The sequence below is a fragment of the Mycolicibacterium obuense genome (genome assembly GCF_055397605.1).
This window is the reverse complement of record NZ_AP043663.1, coordinates 4,334,104-4,349,605: the sequence shown is the minus strand read 5'-3', so window position 1 is coordinate 4,349,605 and position 15,502 is coordinate 4,334,104. Positions and strand designations below refer to the sequence as shown.

The following is a 15,502-nucleotide window of genomic DNA, read 5'->3' as shown; positions in this document are numbered from 1 at the left end:
CAGTGCAATCTCTTCTTCGCGCAAGCGCTCATCAGTAGGACCGGGGGAGCCCGAGCGACGTCTGCGCGATGAAGTTGAGCACCATCTCGCGGCTGACCGGCGCGATCCGGGCCAGCCTCGACGCCGTCAGTACCGAGGCGATGCCGTACTCCTTGGTCAGACCGTTGCCGCCGAGGCACTGCACCGCCTGGTCGACGGCGCGCACCGACGCCTCACCGGCGGCGTACTTGGCCATGTTCGCCGCCTCGGCGGCGCCGGCGTCGTCACCCGCGTCGTACAGCGCGGCGGCCTTCTGCATCATCAGCTTGGCCAGTTCGACCTCGATGTGGTTCTGCGCCAGGGGATGCGAGATGCCCTGGTGCGCACCGATCGGCGTCTTCCACACCTGTCGCGTCTTGACGTACGAGGTGGCCTTCTCCAGGGCGAACCGTCCCATGCCGACCGCGCTCGCTGCACCCATGATGCGTTCGGGGTTCAGTCCCGCGAAGAGCTGGGCGATGGCGGCGTCCTCCGAGCCGACCAGGGCGTCGGCGGGCAGGCGGACCTCGTCGAAGAACAGCTGGAACTGGTTCTCCGGGCTGACGATCTCCATGTCGATCTTCGTCCAGCTCATGCCGGGGGTGTCCGTCGGGACGACGAATAGCGCGGGCTTCAGATTGCCCGTCTTGTGGTCGGCGGTGCGGCCCACGACGAGCACGGCCTGGGCCTGGTCGACGCCGGAGATGTACACCTTCTGGCCGGACAGGATCCAGTCGCTGCCGTCCCGGCGTGCGGTCGTGGTGATGCGGTGCGAGTTGGAGCCGGCATCGGGCTCGGTGATGGCGAACGCCATCGTGACCGTGCCGTCGGCGATGCCGGGGAGCCAGCGCTGCTTCTGCTCCTCGGTGCCGTACTTGGCGATGATCGTCCCGTTGATCGCCGGCGAGACCACCATCATCAGCAGGGCGGACCCTGCCGCGGCCATCTCCTCCATGACGAGGCTCAGCTCGTACATGCCTGCACCGCCGCCGCCGTACTCCTCGGGCAGGTTCACCCCGATGAAGCCGAGGCGGCCGGCCTCTGCCCACAGCTCATCGGTGTGCTGACCCGCGCGGGCCTTCTCCAGGTAGTAGTCCTGCCCGTAGTTGGCAGCCATCGCGCCGACCGCCTTGCGCAGGGCCTGCTGTTCCTCGGTCTCGACGAATCCGGTCATGATGCCTCTCCTGAATCGACACGCGCCAGAACGGCGCCCACTTCCACCTGCGTTCCCGCGGTGACGTTGAGTTCGGCCAACACACCGTCGGCCGGTGCGGCGATGGTGTGCTCCATCTTCATCGCCTCGAGCCACACCAGCGGCTGGCCCGCGGTGACGGTGTCGCCCACGGCGGCCCCGACGCGCAGCACCGAACCCGGCATCGGCGCGAGCAGCGACCCGTGTGCGACGGCATCGGCCGGATCGGGAAACCGCGGCAGCGCGAGCAGATGCACCGCGGCGGTGGGGGAGTCGACGTACACATCGTCACCGTGGCGCGCCACCGCGAACGGGCGGTCCACGCCGGCGACGTTGAGCACTGTCTGCGCGGGCGTCGCGGTCACCAGCGTCACGTCGTCGCGGTCGGCCACGCGCACGCCGTCGCGGGTGAAGCGGTACGCCACTTCGTGGGTCTCGCCGTCATCGTTGATGTAGCCCTTGGTCTGCCAGCCCGACGCGAGATTGCGCCACCCACTCGGGACCCCCGCGAAAACCGTTGCTGTGCTGCGGTTGTGCGCCGCCTCGGCCAACGCGGCGGCGATCGCCGACAGCTCCACCGTCGCACTGTCGGCGACCGGCGCGGCAAGCACGGCCAGGTCATGGGTGTCGAAGAACGCCGTGTCGGTGGCGCCGCTGCGGAACGCCGGGTGGCGCAGCACGTTGACCAGCAGGTCGCGGTTGGTGCGCACACCGTGTAGCCGGGTGCGGGTCAGTGCATCGGCCAGCAGCGCTGCGGCCCGCTCCCGGGTGGGTGCCCACGAGATGACCTTCGCGATCATCGGGTCGTAGAACACCGAGATCACCGAGCCGTCGCCCACCCCGGAGTCCAGACGCACCCCCGCCCGGTCGAGCAGCTCGAAATGCTCGACCGCCGTGGGCACGTCGAAACGATGGACGGTGCCGGCTTGGGGCTGCCAGTTCTTGGCGGGATCCTCGGCGTAGAGGCGCGCCTCGATCGAGGAACCGCACGATGCGGGTGGCTGCGCGTCCAGCGCCGCTCCGTCGGCAACCGCGAGCTGTAGCTCGACCAGGTCCAGGCCCGACGTGAGCTCGGTGACGGGGTGTTCCACCTGGAGGCGGGTGTTCATCTCGAGGAAGAAGAAGTCGCCCCCATCAGAGGCCATGAACTCGACGGTGCCTGCGCCGGTGTAGCCGATCGCGGTGGCGGCCAGCCGGGCCGCCTCGAACAGCTTGTCCCGCATGCCCGGAGTGCGTTCCACCAACGGGGAAGGTGCCTCTTCGATGATCTTCTGATGACGGCGCTGGATCGAGCACTCCCGCTCGCCGACCGCCCACACCGTGCCGTGCGCATCGGCCATCACCTGCACCTCGACGTGATGACCGGCGTCGAGGTAGCGCTCGCAGAACACCGTGGGATCGCCGAAGGCGGACTGCGCCTCGCGTTGCGCGGCCTCGACCTGCCCGGGCAGCTCGCCGAGTTCGCGGACCACGCGCATGCCGCGGCCCCCGCCGCCGGCGGACGCTTTGATCAGTACCGGCAGCATGTCGGCGGTCACCGTGTCCGGGTCGAGCTCGTCGAGCACCGGAACCCCGGCGGCGGCCATCATCTTCTTGGCTTCGATCTTGGAGCCCATCGCGGCCACCGCGGCCACGGGCGGCCCGATCCACGTCAGCCCCGCGTCGACCACGGCGGCCGCGAAGTCGGGGTTCTCCGAAAGGAATCCGTACCCGGGGTGGACTGCGTCGGCGCCGGCGGCCCGCGCGGCTGCGATCAGTTGGGCGGTGTCGAGATAGCCGCGGGTGCCCTCGAGACGCACCCGGACGTCGGCTTCGGCGACGTGCGGTGCCGCTGCGTCGGGATCGGTGTACACGGCGACGGTGCCGATACCCAGCCGTCGGCAGGTGGCGAACACCCGCCGGGCGATCTCGCCACGGTTGGCGACCAGAACGCGAGTGATCATGGCTGCTCCCTCCTCGCGATTTCGGCGTGGTTGTCTGCGCTCAGCGACGGCGAACACGCCGAAATCACATCCGGAAGACGCCGAAGTTCGACGTCCCCTCGATCGGTGCGCTGGCGATCGCCGACAGGCACATTCCCAACACGGTGCGGGTGTCCCGCGGGTCGATGACGCCGTCGTCGTAGAGCCGGCCCGACAGGAACATCGGCAGCGATTCGGCGTCGATCTGCGCCTCGACGGCCGCGCGCAGTGCGGCATCCGCCGCCTCGTCGACCTGCTGACCGCGGGCCTGCGCCGCGGCCCGGCTCACGATCGACAGCACGCCCGCCAACTGGGTGCCGCCCATGACCGCCGACTTCGCGCTCGGCCAGGCGAACAGGAAACGCGGGTCGTAGGCGCGCCCGCACATGCCGTAGTGGCCTGCGCCGTAGGAGGCGCCGATCAGCAACGACAGATGCGGCACAGTCGAGTTCGAGACGGCGTTGATCATCATCGAACCGTGCTTGATCATGCCGCCCTCTTCGTACGCCTTGCCCACCATGTAGCCGGTGGTGTTGTGCAAGAACAGAAGTGGCGTGTTCGAGCGGTTGGCCAGCTGGATGAACTGCGTGGCCTTCTGCGACTCCTCGCTGAACAGCACCCCGCGCGCGTTGGCGAGGATGCCGAGCGGGAACCCGTGCAGCGTGGCCCAGCCGGTCACCAGTGAGCCGCCGTACAGCGGTTTGAACTCGTCGAACTCCGAGCCGTCGACGATGCGGGCGATGACCTCGCGAGGGTCGAACGGGATACGCAGATCCGGCGGCACGATGCCGAGTAGTTCCTCGGAGTCGAACGCCGGCTCGGTGTAGGCCTTCGGCGCCGGACCTTTCTTGTGCCAGTTGAGCCGCGCCACGATCCGCCGGCCGATGCGCATCGCGTCGAGTTCGTCGACGGCGAAGTAGTCCGCGAGACCCGATGTGCGGGCGTGCATCTCGGCCCCGCCGAGCGATTCGTCGTCGGACTCCTCCCCGGTCGCCATCTTGACCAGCGGAGGACCGGCCAAGAACACCTTCGAGCGGTCCTTGATCATCACGACGTGATCGCTCATCCCGGGGATGTAGGCGCCGCCTGCGGTCGAGTTGCCGAACACCAGGGCGATCGTCGGGATACCGGCCGCCGAGAGTCGGGTCAGGTCGCGGAACATCTGCCCGCCGGGAATGAAGATCTCTTTCTGCGTGGGCAGATCCGCGCCACCCGACTCCACGAGAGAGATCACCGGCAGTCGGTTTTCCAGGGCGATCTGATTGCCGCGCAGGATCTTTCGCAGGGTCCACGGGTTGCTGGTGCCGCCCTTGACGGTCGGATCGTTGGAGACGATCAGGCATTCGACGCCCTCGACCGCTCCGATGCCGATGACGACGCTCGCGCCGACCGTGAAGTCGGTGCCCCACGCGGCCAGTGGGCTCAGCTCGAGGAACGGGGAGTCGGGGTCGACGAGAGCCTCGATCCGTTCGCGCGCAGTCATCTTGCCGCGGGCATGGTGGCGGCTGACGTACTTCTCGCCACCACCGGCCAGCGCCTTGGCGTGTTCGGCGTCGAGTTCGGCGAGCTTGATCGCCATCGCGTCGGCGGCCTCGCGGTACGAGGGGGAGCGAGGGTCCAGTGTCGAGCGGAGCGTCACGCTTGGAAGCCCAGCGACTTGGCGGCCAGCGAGGTCAGGATCTCGGTGGTGCCGCCGCCGATGCCGAGGATGCGCATGTCGCGGTACTGGCGTTCGACCTCCGACTCGGCCATGTATCCCATGCCGCCGAACAGCTGCACCGCCTGGTTGGCGACCCACTCGCCCGCCTCGACTGCGGTGTTCTTGGCGAAGCACACCTCGGTGATCAGGTTCGACTCACCGGCGATCTGACGTTCCACGACGTGGCGGGTGTAGACGCGGGCGATGTCGATGCGTCGCGCCATCTCGGCGAGCGTGTTCTGCACCGACTGTCGCGCGATCAGCGGCTTGCCGAAGGTCTCGCGGTTGCGACACCACTCGACGGTGAGGTCGAGGCACCGCTGCGCGCTGGCGTAGGCCTGCCCGGCGAGGCCGACGCGCTCGGACACGAATGCGGCGGCGATCTGGAAGAAGCCGCTGTTCTCGGCGCCGACGAGGTTGGCCACGGGCACGCGGACGTCGGTGTAGGAGAGTTCAGCGGTGTCGGAAGACCGCCAGCCCATCTTGTCGAGCTTGCGGCTGACCTCGAAGCCGGGTGTGCCTTTGTCCACGACGATCAGCGACACCCCCGCCGCTCCCGGCCCGCCCGTGCGCGCCGCGGTGACGACGTAGTCGGCGCGTACGCCGGAGGTGATGTAGGTCTTGGCGCCGTTGATGACGAACTCGTCGCCCTCCCGGACCGCGCGGGTGGTCAGGTGCCCGACGTCGGAGCCACCGCCCGGTTCTGTGATCGCCAGCGAGCCGATCTTCTCGCCCCGCAACGTCGGCCGCACATAGGTGTCGATGAGGTGCTCGTCGCCGGAGGCGATCATGTGGGGCACCGCGATGCCGCAGGTGAACAGCGAGGCGAACACCCCGCCGGGTGCCCCCGCCTGATGCATCTCCTCGCAGATGAGCAGCGCATCTGCGCCGTCGCCGCCCTCGCCGCCGGCCGTCTCGGGGAAGCCGGCGCCGAGCAGCCCGGCCTGGGCTGCCTTGCGGTGCAGGTCGCGGGGGAGTTCGCCGACGCGTTCCCACTCGTCGACGTGGGGGAGCACCTCGCGTTCGGCGAAGGCGCGCACCGTCTTCCGGAGGTCCTCGCGTTCCGATGTGGTCCAGATGCTCACGGCAACAACTCCTCGGGGATGTCGATGGTTCGGCTGCGCAGCCATTCACCCAGGCCTTTGGCCTGCGGATCGAAACGCGCCGCGGACGCGACGCCCTGACCCAGGATGTCTTCGATCACGAAGTTCACGGCGCGCAGGTTGGGTAGCAGATGGCGGGTCACGGGGAGTCCGGCCGCCTCCGGCAGCAGCTCGCGCAGCTTCTCCACGGTCAGCGCCGACGCGAGCCAGTGCCAGTGGTCATCGGTCCGCGCCCAGACCCCGATGTTGGCGCTGCCGCCCTTGTCGCCGCTGCGGGCACCCGCGATCGTGCCCAGCGGCACTCGCCGCGTCGCGGCCGCCTCGTTCGGCGGTGGTACCTCGACGTCGGGCACCGGCGCGAGTTCGAGGGTGTCCACGGCGGGTGAGATGTCGACCCGGGTGCCGTCGGCGTGCACGGCCACATGAGGCACCTGCTCGGCCGGTACGTGAGCAGCCGTGAAGACGCCGTACACCTGGCCGTCGCCGGGCGGAGTGGTGCTGGTGAAGCCGGGATAGCTGGCCAGGGCCAGTTCGACGGCGGCAGCGGAGAATCGGCGGCCCACCGCGGCGGCGTCGGGGTCACGTGCCACGCAGCTGAGCAGGGCGCTGGCGGTCTGTTCGGTGTCGGCATCGGCGTGGTCGGTGCGGGCCAGCGACCACTGCATCTCCGCCGGCCGGACCGTCAGGCTCGCCTCGAGCTGACGTCGCACGAGCGCCACTTTGGCCTCGATGTCGAGCCCGGTCAGTACGAACGTCATCTCGTTGCGGAAGCCGCCGAGACTGTTGAGGCCGACCTTCAGCGTGGGCGGGGGAGGTTCACCGGTGACGCCGCTGACGCGCACACGGTCGGGGCCGTCGTCGGTCAGCGTGATCGAGTCGACCCGCAGGGTGGCGTCGGGGTTCGCGTAGCGGGCGCCGCCGATTTCGTAGAGCAGCTGCGCGGTGACGGTGCCGACGCTGACAGCGCCGCCGGTGCCCGGATGCTTGGTGATGACCGACGAACCGTCGGCGTGGATCTCGGCGATGGGGAAGCCGGGGCGCGCCATGTCGGCGATCTCGGTGAAGAAGGAGTAGTTGCCGCCGGTGGCCTGGGTGCCGCACTCGATGATGTGGCCCGCGGCGATCGCACCGGCGATCGCGTCGTAGTCCTCGCGCTTCCAGCCGAAGTGCGCCGCCGCGGGGCCGACGATCACCGACGCGTCGGTGACGCGCCCTGTCACCACGACATCGGCGCCCGCCTTCAGGCAGTCGGCGATGCCCCAGGCGCCCAGGTAGGCGTTGGCGGTCAGGGGTCGGCCGAGACCCAGCTCGTCGGCGCGCGGGAGGAGGTCGTCGCCCTCGACGTGGGCGACGGCGACGGTGATCTGCAGCCGCTCGGCGAGAGCGCGCACAGCGGCGGCGAGTCCCGCGGGGTTGAGGCCGCCGGCGTTCGCGACGATGCGCACACCGCGGTCCACCGCGAGGCCGAGGCACTGCTCGAGCTGCCGCAAGAACGTCTTGGCGTAGCCGCGATCGGGATCCTTCATGCGGTCGCGGCCCAGGATGAGCATGGTCAGCTCGGCGAGATAATCACCGGTCAGGTAGTCGACGTCGCCCCCGGTGAGCATCTCGTGCATGGCCGAGAGCCGGTCACCGTAGAAGCCCGAGCAGTTCCCGATCCGGATGGGATCGCGGTCCGACACCGGCGTCACGCAGTCTCCCGTCGCTCAGGCGGGCAGGGCGCCCAACCAACCGGTAGGTTACTTGGTACCGGCGGTAGCACGTCAAGACCTGACCGCGTTTCCCACCGCCGGGTCATCCGCGGGGTTTGGAGCCCGTCCAGCTCACCGGCTATCCTGGTGTCCAATTGCCCGCGTCCGGTCCGCCCAGGCTTGCAGGCAGTACTGGTTCATGTTCGCCGGTCAGCCGACGGACACCCCGAAACACAGATGGAGCTCGATCATGGCTGTCCCGAAGCGCAGGATGTCGCGTGCGAACACCCGTAGCCGGCGCGCGCAGTGGAAGGCCACGGCCACCGGACTCGTCGGCGTGACCGTCGGAGGTCAGCAGCGCAAGGTGCCGCGGCGGTTGCTCAAGGCTGCACGCCTGGGTCTGATCGATCTCGATCGCCGCTAACCGCGACGACGCGTATCGGAAACATTCAGGTTTCATCGGCGCGGCTCTCAGCACTCTCTCAGACACGGAGTTGAGACTGTGGCAGTGCGCATACTCGTCGTCGATGATGACCGCGCGGTCCGCGAATCGCTGCGCCGCTCCCTGTCTTTCAACGGCTACTCCGTGGAGTTGGCTCAGGACGGGCGTGAAGCGCTCGACCTGATCGCCAGCGACCGTCCCGACGCTGTCGTACTGGACGTGATGATGCCCCGCCTCGACGGACTCGAGGTGTGCCGCCAGCTCCGCAGCACCGGTGACGATCTGCCGATCCTCGTCCTGACGGCGCGAGACTCCGTGTCGGAACGCGTGGCCGGGCTCGATGCCGGCGCCGACGACTACCTGCCCAAGCCCTTCGCCCTCGAGGAGTTGCTGGCGCGCATGCGGGCCCTGCTGCGCCGCACCACACTCGACGATTCGAGTGAATCGGCCGCGCTGACATTCGCCGACCTCTCACTGGATCCGGTGACCCGTGAGGTCACCCGAGGCGAGCGGTCGATCAGTCTCACCCGCACCGAGTTCGCATTGCTCGAAATGCTCATCGCCAATCCTCGGCGGGTGCTCACGCGCAGCCGCATCCTCGAAGAAGTGTGGGGCTTCGACTTCCCGACGTCGGGCAACGCGCTCGAGGTCTACGTCGGATACCTGCGCCGTAAGACCGAGGCCGAAGGCGAGCCGCGGCTCATCCACACGGTGCGGGGAGTCGGGTACGTCCTGCGGGAGACCCCGCCCTGATGCAGCCGCATCCCGACGTCGCCTGGCCGGGACAGCCCCATCAGCAACAGCCGGCCGGTAGCTCGGTGTCGCTGCGCTGGCGCGTGATGCTGCTGGCGATGTCGATGGTGTTGATGGCGGTCGTGCTGATGGGCGTCGCGGTGTACGCGGTGGTGTCCCGAGCGCTCTACGACGATCTCGACAGTCAGTTGTACAAGCGGGCTCAGCTCCTGGTGGAGAGCGGATCGCTGGAGATGGACCCGGGCAAGGCCATCGAGGCGACGGCATACTCCGACATGAACGCACGGCTGGTGATCCCCGGCCGGGCCGGGTACCAGACGTCGGACAACATTCCGATCGGGGAGCCCGAAAAGGCTGTCATCGCAGGCAATTTGGGGATTTCCCTGCGGACGGTGGGGCACCAGCGGGTGTTCGCCGTCCATTTCTCCGACGGGTCGTCGCTGATCCTGTCGAAGAGCCTGGGACCGACCGGCGACCTTCTCAAGAAGCTGGGAACCGTGCTGTTCTGGGTCGGCGGAATCGGGGTGGCGATCGCCGCGATCGCCGGCGGGATGGTGGCCACTGCCGGCCTACGGCCGGTTGCTCGACTGACCCAGGCGGCCGAACGCGTGGCTCGCACCGACGATCTGCGACCCATCCCGGTGGTCGGCCACGACGAATTGGCCAGGCTCACCGAGGCTTTCAACATGATGCTGCGAGCGCTGGCCGAATCTCGCGATCGCCAGGCGAGATTGGTCACCGACGCCGGACACGAGTTGCGTACGCCGTTGACCTCGCTGCGCACGAACGTCGAACTCCTGATGGCGTCGATGCGGCCGGGAGCACCACGTATCCCGGAGGACGAGATGGCCGATCTGCAGGCCGACGTTATGGGGCAGATCGAGGAATTGTCCACGCTGGTCGGTGACCTGGTCGACCTCACCCGTGAGGACGCCGGCCGTGTGGTGCACGAAGTGGTCGACATCTCCGACGTCATCGACCGCTCCCTCGAGCGAGTTCGGCGCCGTCGCAACGACATCGAGTTCGATGTCACCGTCACGCCCTGGCAGGTGTACGGCGATACGGCGGGGCTGGGCCGCGCCGTCCTCAACCTGCTCGACAACGCGGCCAAGTGGAGTCCCCCTGGCGGTCGGGTGGGCGTGGTACTGAGGCAGATCGACGCGAACCACGCCGCGCTGGTGGTGTCAGACAACGGACCGGGAATCCCGGCCCACGAGCGGGATCTCGTGTTCGAGCGGTTCTACCGGTCCACTGCGGCGCGGGCGATGCCGGGCTCAGGGCTCGGCCTCGCGATCGTCAAACAGGTGGTGGCCAAGCACGGGGGAACCCTGCTGGTCACCGACACCGTCGACGGCGGTGACCCACCGGGGACCTCGATGCACATGGTGCTGCCCGGGCGTCCCCCGGTCCCGACGGGGTCGGCGACACACGACTCGTCATCCCCGCGGTGACGCGTGTCACCAGCGACGATGTTCGGGTGAGCCCGGCAGAATCTGGGCGTGTACCGATGTGAATCTCAGGGCACTCTCAGCACAGGTGGGCACTCTTGAGCCACGCACTTCGTTGACGACGTACACCATCCCCTACTCGAGGAAGACACCGCAGCGACATGACCAACCATCCGAGGTACTCACCGGGTCAGCATCCGGGTCAGCAGCCCGGCATGGGTGGCCAGGCGCCCCAAGGTCAGGTCGGCCCCGTGCGCTCCGGATCCCATGAGCAGCAACCCGGCTGGGATTGGCGGTACGCGACGGAGCAGCAACGGCAGGCCTACCGCTCGCCCTACGATCCCTACCCCGGGGCGCCGATGCCGAACCCGTACCCGCGGCCCGGTTTCCCGCCTGCCGCACCGACGCCCAAGAAGCGTTCGCGCGCAACAGGTCTCGCCGCGGGAGCCGTGGCCCTGGCGATCGTGTCCGCGGGCATCGGCGGTGGTGTCGCGACGCTGGTGCACCCGGCCCACAGTTCGACGGGCTTCAGCGCGTCGGGCGCGGCGCCGAGCCAGCCCGCCGCCAGCGTGCCCAATGGCTCGGTGGAGCAGGTCGCGGCGAAGGTCGTGCCGAGTGTGGTCAAGCTCGAAGTGAACGAGGGCCGCCAGTCCGAGGAGGGCTCGGGTGTCATCCTCTCCGCCGACGGGCTGATCCTGACCAACAATCACGTGGTCGCCGCCGCGGCGGCGCCGGGCGGTGGGCCGCAGACCAAGGTCACGTTCTCCGACGGCCGCACCGCTGCGTTCGACATCGTGGGCACCGATCCGGGCAGCGACATCGCCGTGGTCCGCGCGAAGGGGGTCTCCGGATTGACGCCGATAGCGATCGGCTCGTCGGCGAATCTGCGGGTCGGCCAGGATGTGGTGGCGATCGGATCGCCGCTGGGTCTGGAAGGCACCGTGACCACCGGCATCATCAGTGCACTGAACCGCCCGGTCGCGGCCGGAGGCGATGCGCAGAACCAGAACACAGTGCTCGACGCGATCCAGACCGACGCGGCCATCAATCCCGGCAATTCCGGCGGCGCTCTGGTCAACATGAACGGTGAGCTGGTCGGCATCAACTCCGCCATTGCCACCATGGGCGCCGATTCCGGTGCGACACAGAGCGGCTCGATCGGTCTGGGCTTCGCGATCCCCGTCGACCAGGCCAAACGGATCGCCGACGAACTGATCCAGACGGGCAGCGCGACGCGCGCGTCGCTGGGTGTCCAGGTGGGCAACAACGCCGGGGGAGACGGGGCCAAGATCGTCGAGGTCACCCCGAATGGCGCGGCGTCCTCGGCGGGACTTCCCGCCGGGGTGACGGTGACCAAACTCGACGACCGGGTGATCGACAGCGCTGATGCCCTTGTCGCCGCGGTGCGGTCCAAGGCGCCAGGAGACAAGGTGACGCTGACCTATCTGGACCCCTCCGGGAAGCCGCAGACGGTCGACGTCACCTTGGGTAAGGCCGCACAGTGAGGGTGGTCCAGGGACCGCCACGGCCGACGCTTCGAGTGGCTGCGCCGCTGTCCGTGCCGACATATACGGTTGTGCCCATGGAACAGCCCCACACGTTGGTCGGCCGGGCTCTCGTCGTCGTCGTGGACGACCGCACCGCCCACGGTGATGAAGAGGACCACAGCGGGCCTCTTGTCACGGAACTGCTCGGCGAGGCCGGATTCGTCGTCGACGGCGTCATCGTGGTCTCCTCCGACGAGGTCGAGATCCGCAACGCGCTCAACACCGCCGTCATCGGCGGCGTCGATCTCGTGATCTCGGTCGGTGGTACCGGTGTCACGCCGCGCGATGTCACCCCGGAGGCGACGCGCGATCTGCTCGACCGAGAGCTTCTCGGCATCGCCGAGGCGCTGCGGTCATCGGGCCTCGCGGCGGGCACCGCGGACGCCGGGCTCTCGCGCGGTCTCGCGGGCGTGTCTGGGAGCACTCTGGTGGTGAACCTCGCCGGGTCCCGGGCTGCGGTGCGCGACGGGATGGCGACACTCGGGCCGTTGGCCGCGCACATCATCGCGCAGCTATCCAGTTTGGAGATCTAAACGCCATGGGCTGGCAGGAGCTAGTCCACACGCGGGTCGGAGGAGCTTCCTCTCCGACCCGCGTTTCCGTGTCCGGACCATGCGTCGGACCAGCAGTGTTAACGGAAAGTGAACTGCCATCCCGGCTCGGGTGTGATCTTTGTCACACAGGGTGGGCTCAATGACCGAGCAGTCGCGGCCGTCGCGCGATGTAGTTAACAAGGTGTTCGGTGAGACATTGCCTGAGATGCCGACCGGTGAACGCGATCCGGACCGGGCTGGAGACGACGACGACCGGGACCGCTGGCTGCGGGACAACATTCCGCCTCATCACGGCGATCACGGCTGACCTGTAGGTTCACCACAGCTCCATTTCAGGAACCTGGTGTAACGCCGTCGCCGCGGAACGCGAAGACGTTGGTGCGGGGTCAAGATCAGCGACGGAGTTCTTCTGCCGAGCCCCGTCGTCGCGAGGAGGGGGTCGCTGTCTCTCGAGGGGTCGTCAGCAAACGTTGGCCGCGTCGTGCGTCTCGCGACACCACACGGACGTACGCGTTGCCGGTCGGATGCCTCCTCGTTATGTTCCTCTCGTCAAAACGATGAGTAATTCGTAAGAACAAAATGTGGGGTTTTTAATTCCACTCACATGAAGTTCTTGCGAGGTGTGTGGTGTAGCGGTACGGCCAGGCACGAGCAACCGGTGCCCCGACATGGGGACCCGTTCTACTGAGCAAGGGAGAACATGAAGGCAATCAGTCGGGTGCTGATCGCGATGGTCGCGGCCATCGCTGCGTTGTTCGTGAGCACTGGCACCTCTCACGCAGGGCTGGACAATGAGCTGAGCCTGGTCGATGGCAAGGGTCGGACGTTGACGATCCAGCAGTGGGACACGTTCCTCAACGGCGTGTTCCCCCTTGACCGCAACCGGCTGACCCGCGAGTGGTTCCACTCGGGCAAGGCTGTGTACAGCGTGGCCGGCGAGGGCGCCGATGATTTCGAGGGCACCTTGGAGCTGGGCTACCAGATCGGCTTCCCGTGGTCGCTGGGCGTGGGCATCAACTTCAGCTACACGACCCCCAACATCGCGCTCGACGGCCAGGACGTCATCGGTGTCGACGGCGTGGGCATCGACCTGTTCCCGGCGATCTCGACGCCGCCGCTGTTCCCGGGCGTGTCGATCTCGGCGGACCTGGGCAACGGCCCCGGTATCCAGGAAGTCGCGACGTTCACCGTCGACGTGTCCGGCCCCAACGGCGCGGTCGCAGTGTCGAACGCGCACGGCACGGTGACCGGTGCTGCCGGTGGTGTGCTGCTGCGTCCCTACGCACGGCTGATCTCGTCGGCCGGTGACAGCGTCACCACCTACGGCGAACCCTGGAACATGAACTGACCCACGGGCATCGCCCACGAGTTCGGTGGAGTGCCGGTCCTTCGAGGCCGGCACTCCGTCGCTCTCACCACCTGAAAAGGATCACCATGAAGACAATTTCTCGGGTACTGATCGCGATGGTCGCGGCCATCGCTGCGTTGTTCGTGAGCACTGGCACCTCTCACGCAGGGCTGGACAATGAGCTGAGCCTGGTCGATGGCAAGGGTCGGACGTTGACGATCCAGCAGTGGGACACGTTCCTCAACGGCGTGTTCCCCCTTGACCGCAACCGGCTGACCCGCGAGTGGTTCCACTCGGGCAAGGCTGTGTACAGCGTGGCCGGTGAGGGCGCCGATGATTTCGAGGGCACCCTGGAGCTGGGTTACCAGATCGGCTTCCCGTGGTCGCTGGGCGTGGGCATCAACTTCAGCTACACCACCCCCAACATCGCGCTCGACGGCCAGGACGTCATCGGGACCGCAGTCGGCCCCATCGACCTCTTCCCGGCGATCTCGACGCCGCCGCTGTTCCCGGGCGTGTCGATCTCGGCGGACCTGGGCAACGGCCCCGGTATCCAGGAAGTCGCGACGTTCACCGTCGACGTGTCCGGCCCGAACGGCGCGGTGGCGGTGTCGAACGCGCACGGCACGGTGACCGGCGCTGCCGGCGGTGTGCTGCTGCGTCCCTACGCACGGCTGATCTCGTCGGCCGGTGACAGCGTCACCACCTACGGCGAACCCTGGAACATGAACTGATGTAACGGTTCTCCAGAAGCGGCCTCTGACTTCGGTCAGGGGCCGCTTTTGTGTACGGCCCAGGTGGACTCTGACACGTCCAGGATGGACCCCCTGTCTGTGACCAGGTTGGTAAGTGAATACCAAACAGCTTGGCGGGCAAGCAGTCCGGCGCAACGGCTGGTTACTTTCATCTCCTCGATGACGAGACCCCAATCGATCTACGGGCTGAGGAGAGCATGAAGCTGATCATCCGGGTGCTGGTGGCACTGAGCATGAGCGTTGCGGCGCTGCTCGTCAGCACCGGCACATCGCACGCAGGGCTGGACAACGAACTGAGTCTCGTGGACGGTAAGGGCCGCACCCTGACCATCCAGCAGTGGGACACCTTCCTCAATGGTGTGTTCCCCCTTGACCGCAACCGGCTGACCCGCGAGTGGTTCCACTCGGGCAAGGCGGTCTACTCGGTCGTGGGTGACGGGGCCAAGGACTTCGCGGGCACGTTGGAGCTGGGATATCAGATCGGCTTCCCGTGGTCGCTGGGTGTGGGCATCAACTTCAGCTACACCACGCCGAACATCGCACTCGATCAGCAGGACATCATCGGCACGGCAAAGGGCCCGATCGATCTGTTCCCGCCGATCTCGACGCCGCCGCTGCTGCCCGGTGTCTCGATCTCTGCGGATCTGGGTAACGGCCCGGGCATCCAGGAAGTCGCGACGTTCTCGGTCGACGTCTCCGGTGACCACGGCGCCGTCGCGGTGTCGAACGCCCACGGAACCGTCACGGGTGCGGCCGGCGGCGTGCTGCTGCGTCCCTACGCGCGGCTGATCTCCAAGGACGGCGACAGCGTCACCACCTACGGAGAACCCTGGAACATGAACTGACTTCTCGATCTCTCCGCGGAAGCGGCCCCTGACGACAGTCGGGGGCCGCTTTTGTGACCGTCGTCTCCCGCTACCTGTGACCAGCCTGGCAATTGGTTACCAAACAGCTTGGCGGACAAGCGGTGCGGTGCCCGGCTAGATACTTT

14 protein-coding genes are annotated in these 15,502 nt (G+C 67.7%); 9 read left to right on the top strand and 5 right to left on the bottom strand.

Going from position 1 to position 15,502, the window contains the following annotated elements; translation table 11 throughout:
- Positions 1 to 31: 31 nt before the first annotated feature.
- From ACZ50N_RS20815 to ACZ50N_RS20795, 5 genes are all read right to left on the bottom strand, one after another.
- Positions 32 to 1,192 (bottom strand): acyl-CoA dehydrogenase family protein, encoded by a 1,161-nt coding sequence (locus ACZ50N_RS20815; protein ID WP_046361893.1) that lies wholly within the window; start codon positions 1,190 to 1,192, stop codon positions 32 to 34.
- Entirely contained in the window at positions 1,189 to 3,153 is a 1,965-nt protein-coding gene (locus tag ACZ50N_RS20810) for an acetyl/propionyl/methylcrotonyl-CoA carboxylase subunit alpha (protein ID WP_464473660.1), read from the bottom strand. Before ACZ50N_RS20810 ends, ACZ50N_RS20815 begins: the two co-directional genes overlap by 4 nt.
- Before the next feature lie 64 nt (positions 3,154 to 3,217).
- Positions 3,218 to 4,810, bottom strand: coding sequence for an acyl-CoA carboxylase subunit beta (locus ACZ50N_RS20805; protein WP_464473659.1), 1,593 nt, complete (start codon positions 4,808 to 4,810; stop codon positions 3,218 to 3,220).
- Positions 4,807 to 5,955: an acyl-CoA dehydrogenase family protein gene (locus tag ACZ50N_RS20800; RefSeq protein ID WP_048423730.1), complete on the bottom strand. Its 1,149-nt coding sequence runs from the start codon at positions 5,953 to 5,955 to the stop codon at positions 4,807 to 4,809. Before ACZ50N_RS20800 ends, ACZ50N_RS20805 begins: the two co-directional genes overlap by 4 nt.
- On the bottom strand, positions 5,952 to 7,664 hold the full coding sequence (locus ACZ50N_RS20795; RefSeq protein WP_464473658.1) for an acyclic terpene utilization AtuA family protein: 1,713 nt from the start codon (positions 7,662 to 7,664) through the stop codon (positions 5,952 to 5,954). The genes ACZ50N_RS20800 and ACZ50N_RS20795 overlap by 4 nt, the downstream gene beginning before the upstream one ends.
- Positions 7,665 to 7,914: 250 nt before the next feature.
- Here ACZ50N_RS20795 and rpmF point away from each other — a divergent pair, with 250 nt between their 5' ends.
- The 9 genes from rpmF to ACZ50N_RS20750 all read left to right on the top strand — a co-directional run bounded on the left by rpmF (position 7,915) and on the right by ACZ50N_RS20750 (position 15,356).
- A complete protein-coding gene (rpmF, locus tag ACZ50N_RS20790) occupies positions 7,915 to 8,088 on the top strand; it encodes a 50S ribosomal protein L32 (protein ID WP_046361907.1) in 174 nt (57 codons plus the stop codon).
- 84 nt (positions 8,089 to 8,172) lie between these two features.
- On the top strand, positions 8,173 to 8,859 hold the full coding sequence (locus ACZ50N_RS20785) for a response regulator transcription factor (RefSeq protein WP_046361906.1): 687 nt from the start codon (positions 8,173 to 8,175) through the stop codon (positions 8,857 to 8,859).
- Positions 8,859 to 10,310: a HAMP domain-containing sensor histidine kinase gene (locus tag ACZ50N_RS20780; protein WP_046361888.1), complete on the top strand. Its 1,452-nt coding sequence runs from the start codon at positions 8,859 to 8,861 to the stop codon at positions 10,308 to 10,310. The genes ACZ50N_RS20785 and ACZ50N_RS20780 overlap by 1 nt, the downstream gene beginning before the upstream one ends.
- A 158-nt stretch (positions 10,311 to 10,468) precedes the next feature.
- Positions 10,469 to 11,812, top strand: coding sequence for a S1C family serine protease (locus ACZ50N_RS20775; protein ID WP_046361887.1), 1,344 nt, complete (start codon positions 10,469 to 10,471; stop codon positions 11,810 to 11,812).
- Positions 11,813 to 11,889: 77 nt separating this feature from the next.
- Positions 11,890 to 12,387, top strand: a complete 498-nt coding sequence (locus tag ACZ50N_RS20770) for a MogA/MoaB family molybdenum cofactor biosynthesis protein (RefSeq protein WP_046361886.1) — start codon at positions 11,890 to 11,892, stop codon at positions 12,385 to 12,387.
- A 160-nt stretch (positions 12,388 to 12,547) separates the two neighbouring features.
- Positions 12,548 to 12,715, top strand: a complete 168-nt coding sequence (locus ACZ50N_RS20765) for a hypothetical protein (RefSeq protein WP_164481791.1) — start codon at positions 12,548 to 12,550, stop codon at positions 12,713 to 12,715.
- Positions 12,716 to 13,108: 393 nt separating this feature from the next.
- A complete protein-coding gene (locus ACZ50N_RS20760) occupies positions 13,109 to 13,756 on the top strand; it encodes a porin MspA (protein WP_111509534.1) in 648 nt (215 codons plus the stop codon).
- 86 nt (positions 13,757 to 13,842) lie between these two features.
- Positions 13,843 to 14,490 (top strand): porin MspA, encoded by a 648-nt coding sequence (locus ACZ50N_RS20755; RefSeq protein WP_046361884.1) that lies wholly within the window; start codon positions 13,843 to 13,845, stop codon positions 14,488 to 14,490.
- 218 nt (positions 14,491 to 14,708) lie between these two features.
- On the top strand, positions 14,709 to 15,356 hold the full coding sequence (locus ACZ50N_RS20750) for a porin MspA (RefSeq protein ID WP_048423725.1): 648 nt from the start codon (positions 14,709 to 14,711) through the stop codon (positions 15,354 to 15,356).
- Positions 15,357 to 15,502: the final 146 nt, after the last annotated feature.

Coding starts and splice junctions, on each gene's coding strand:
- ACZ50N_RS20815 (WP_046361893.1), bottom strand. CDS start 1,192: ATGACCGGATTCGTCGAGACCGAGGAACAGCAGGCCCTGCGCAAGGCG.
- ACZ50N_RS20810 (WP_464473660.1), bottom strand. CDS start 3,153: ATGATCACTCGCGTTCTGGTCGCCAACCGTGGCGAGATCGCCCGGCGG.
- rpmF (WP_046361907.1), top strand. CDS start 7,915: ATGGCTGTCCCGAAGCGCAGGATGTCGCGTGCGAACACCCGTAGCCGG.
- ACZ50N_RS20780 (WP_046361888.1), top strand. CDS start 8,859: ATGCAGCCGCATCCCGACGTCGCCTGGCCGGGACAGCCCCATCAGCAA.
- ACZ50N_RS20775 (WP_046361887.1), top strand. CDS start 10,469: ATGACCAACCATCCGAGGTACTCACCGGGTCAGCATCCGGGTCAGCAG.
- ACZ50N_RS20770 (WP_046361886.1), top strand. CDS start 11,890: ATGGAACAGCCCCACACGTTGGTCGGCCGGGCTCTCGTCGTCGTCGTG.
- ACZ50N_RS20765 (WP_164481791.1), top strand. CDS start 12,548: ATGACCGAGCAGTCGCGGCCGTCGCGCGATGTAGTTAACAAGGTGTTC.
- ACZ50N_RS20760 (WP_111509534.1), top strand. CDS start 13,109: ATGAAGGCAATCAGTCGGGTGCTGATCGCGATGGTCGCGGCCATCGCT.
- ACZ50N_RS20755 (WP_046361884.1), top strand. CDS start 13,843: ATGAAGACAATTTCTCGGGTACTGATCGCGATGGTCGCGGCCATCGCT.
- ACZ50N_RS20750 (WP_048423725.1), top strand. CDS start 14,709: ATGAAGCTGATCATCCGGGTGCTGGTGGCACTGAGCATGAGCGTTGCG.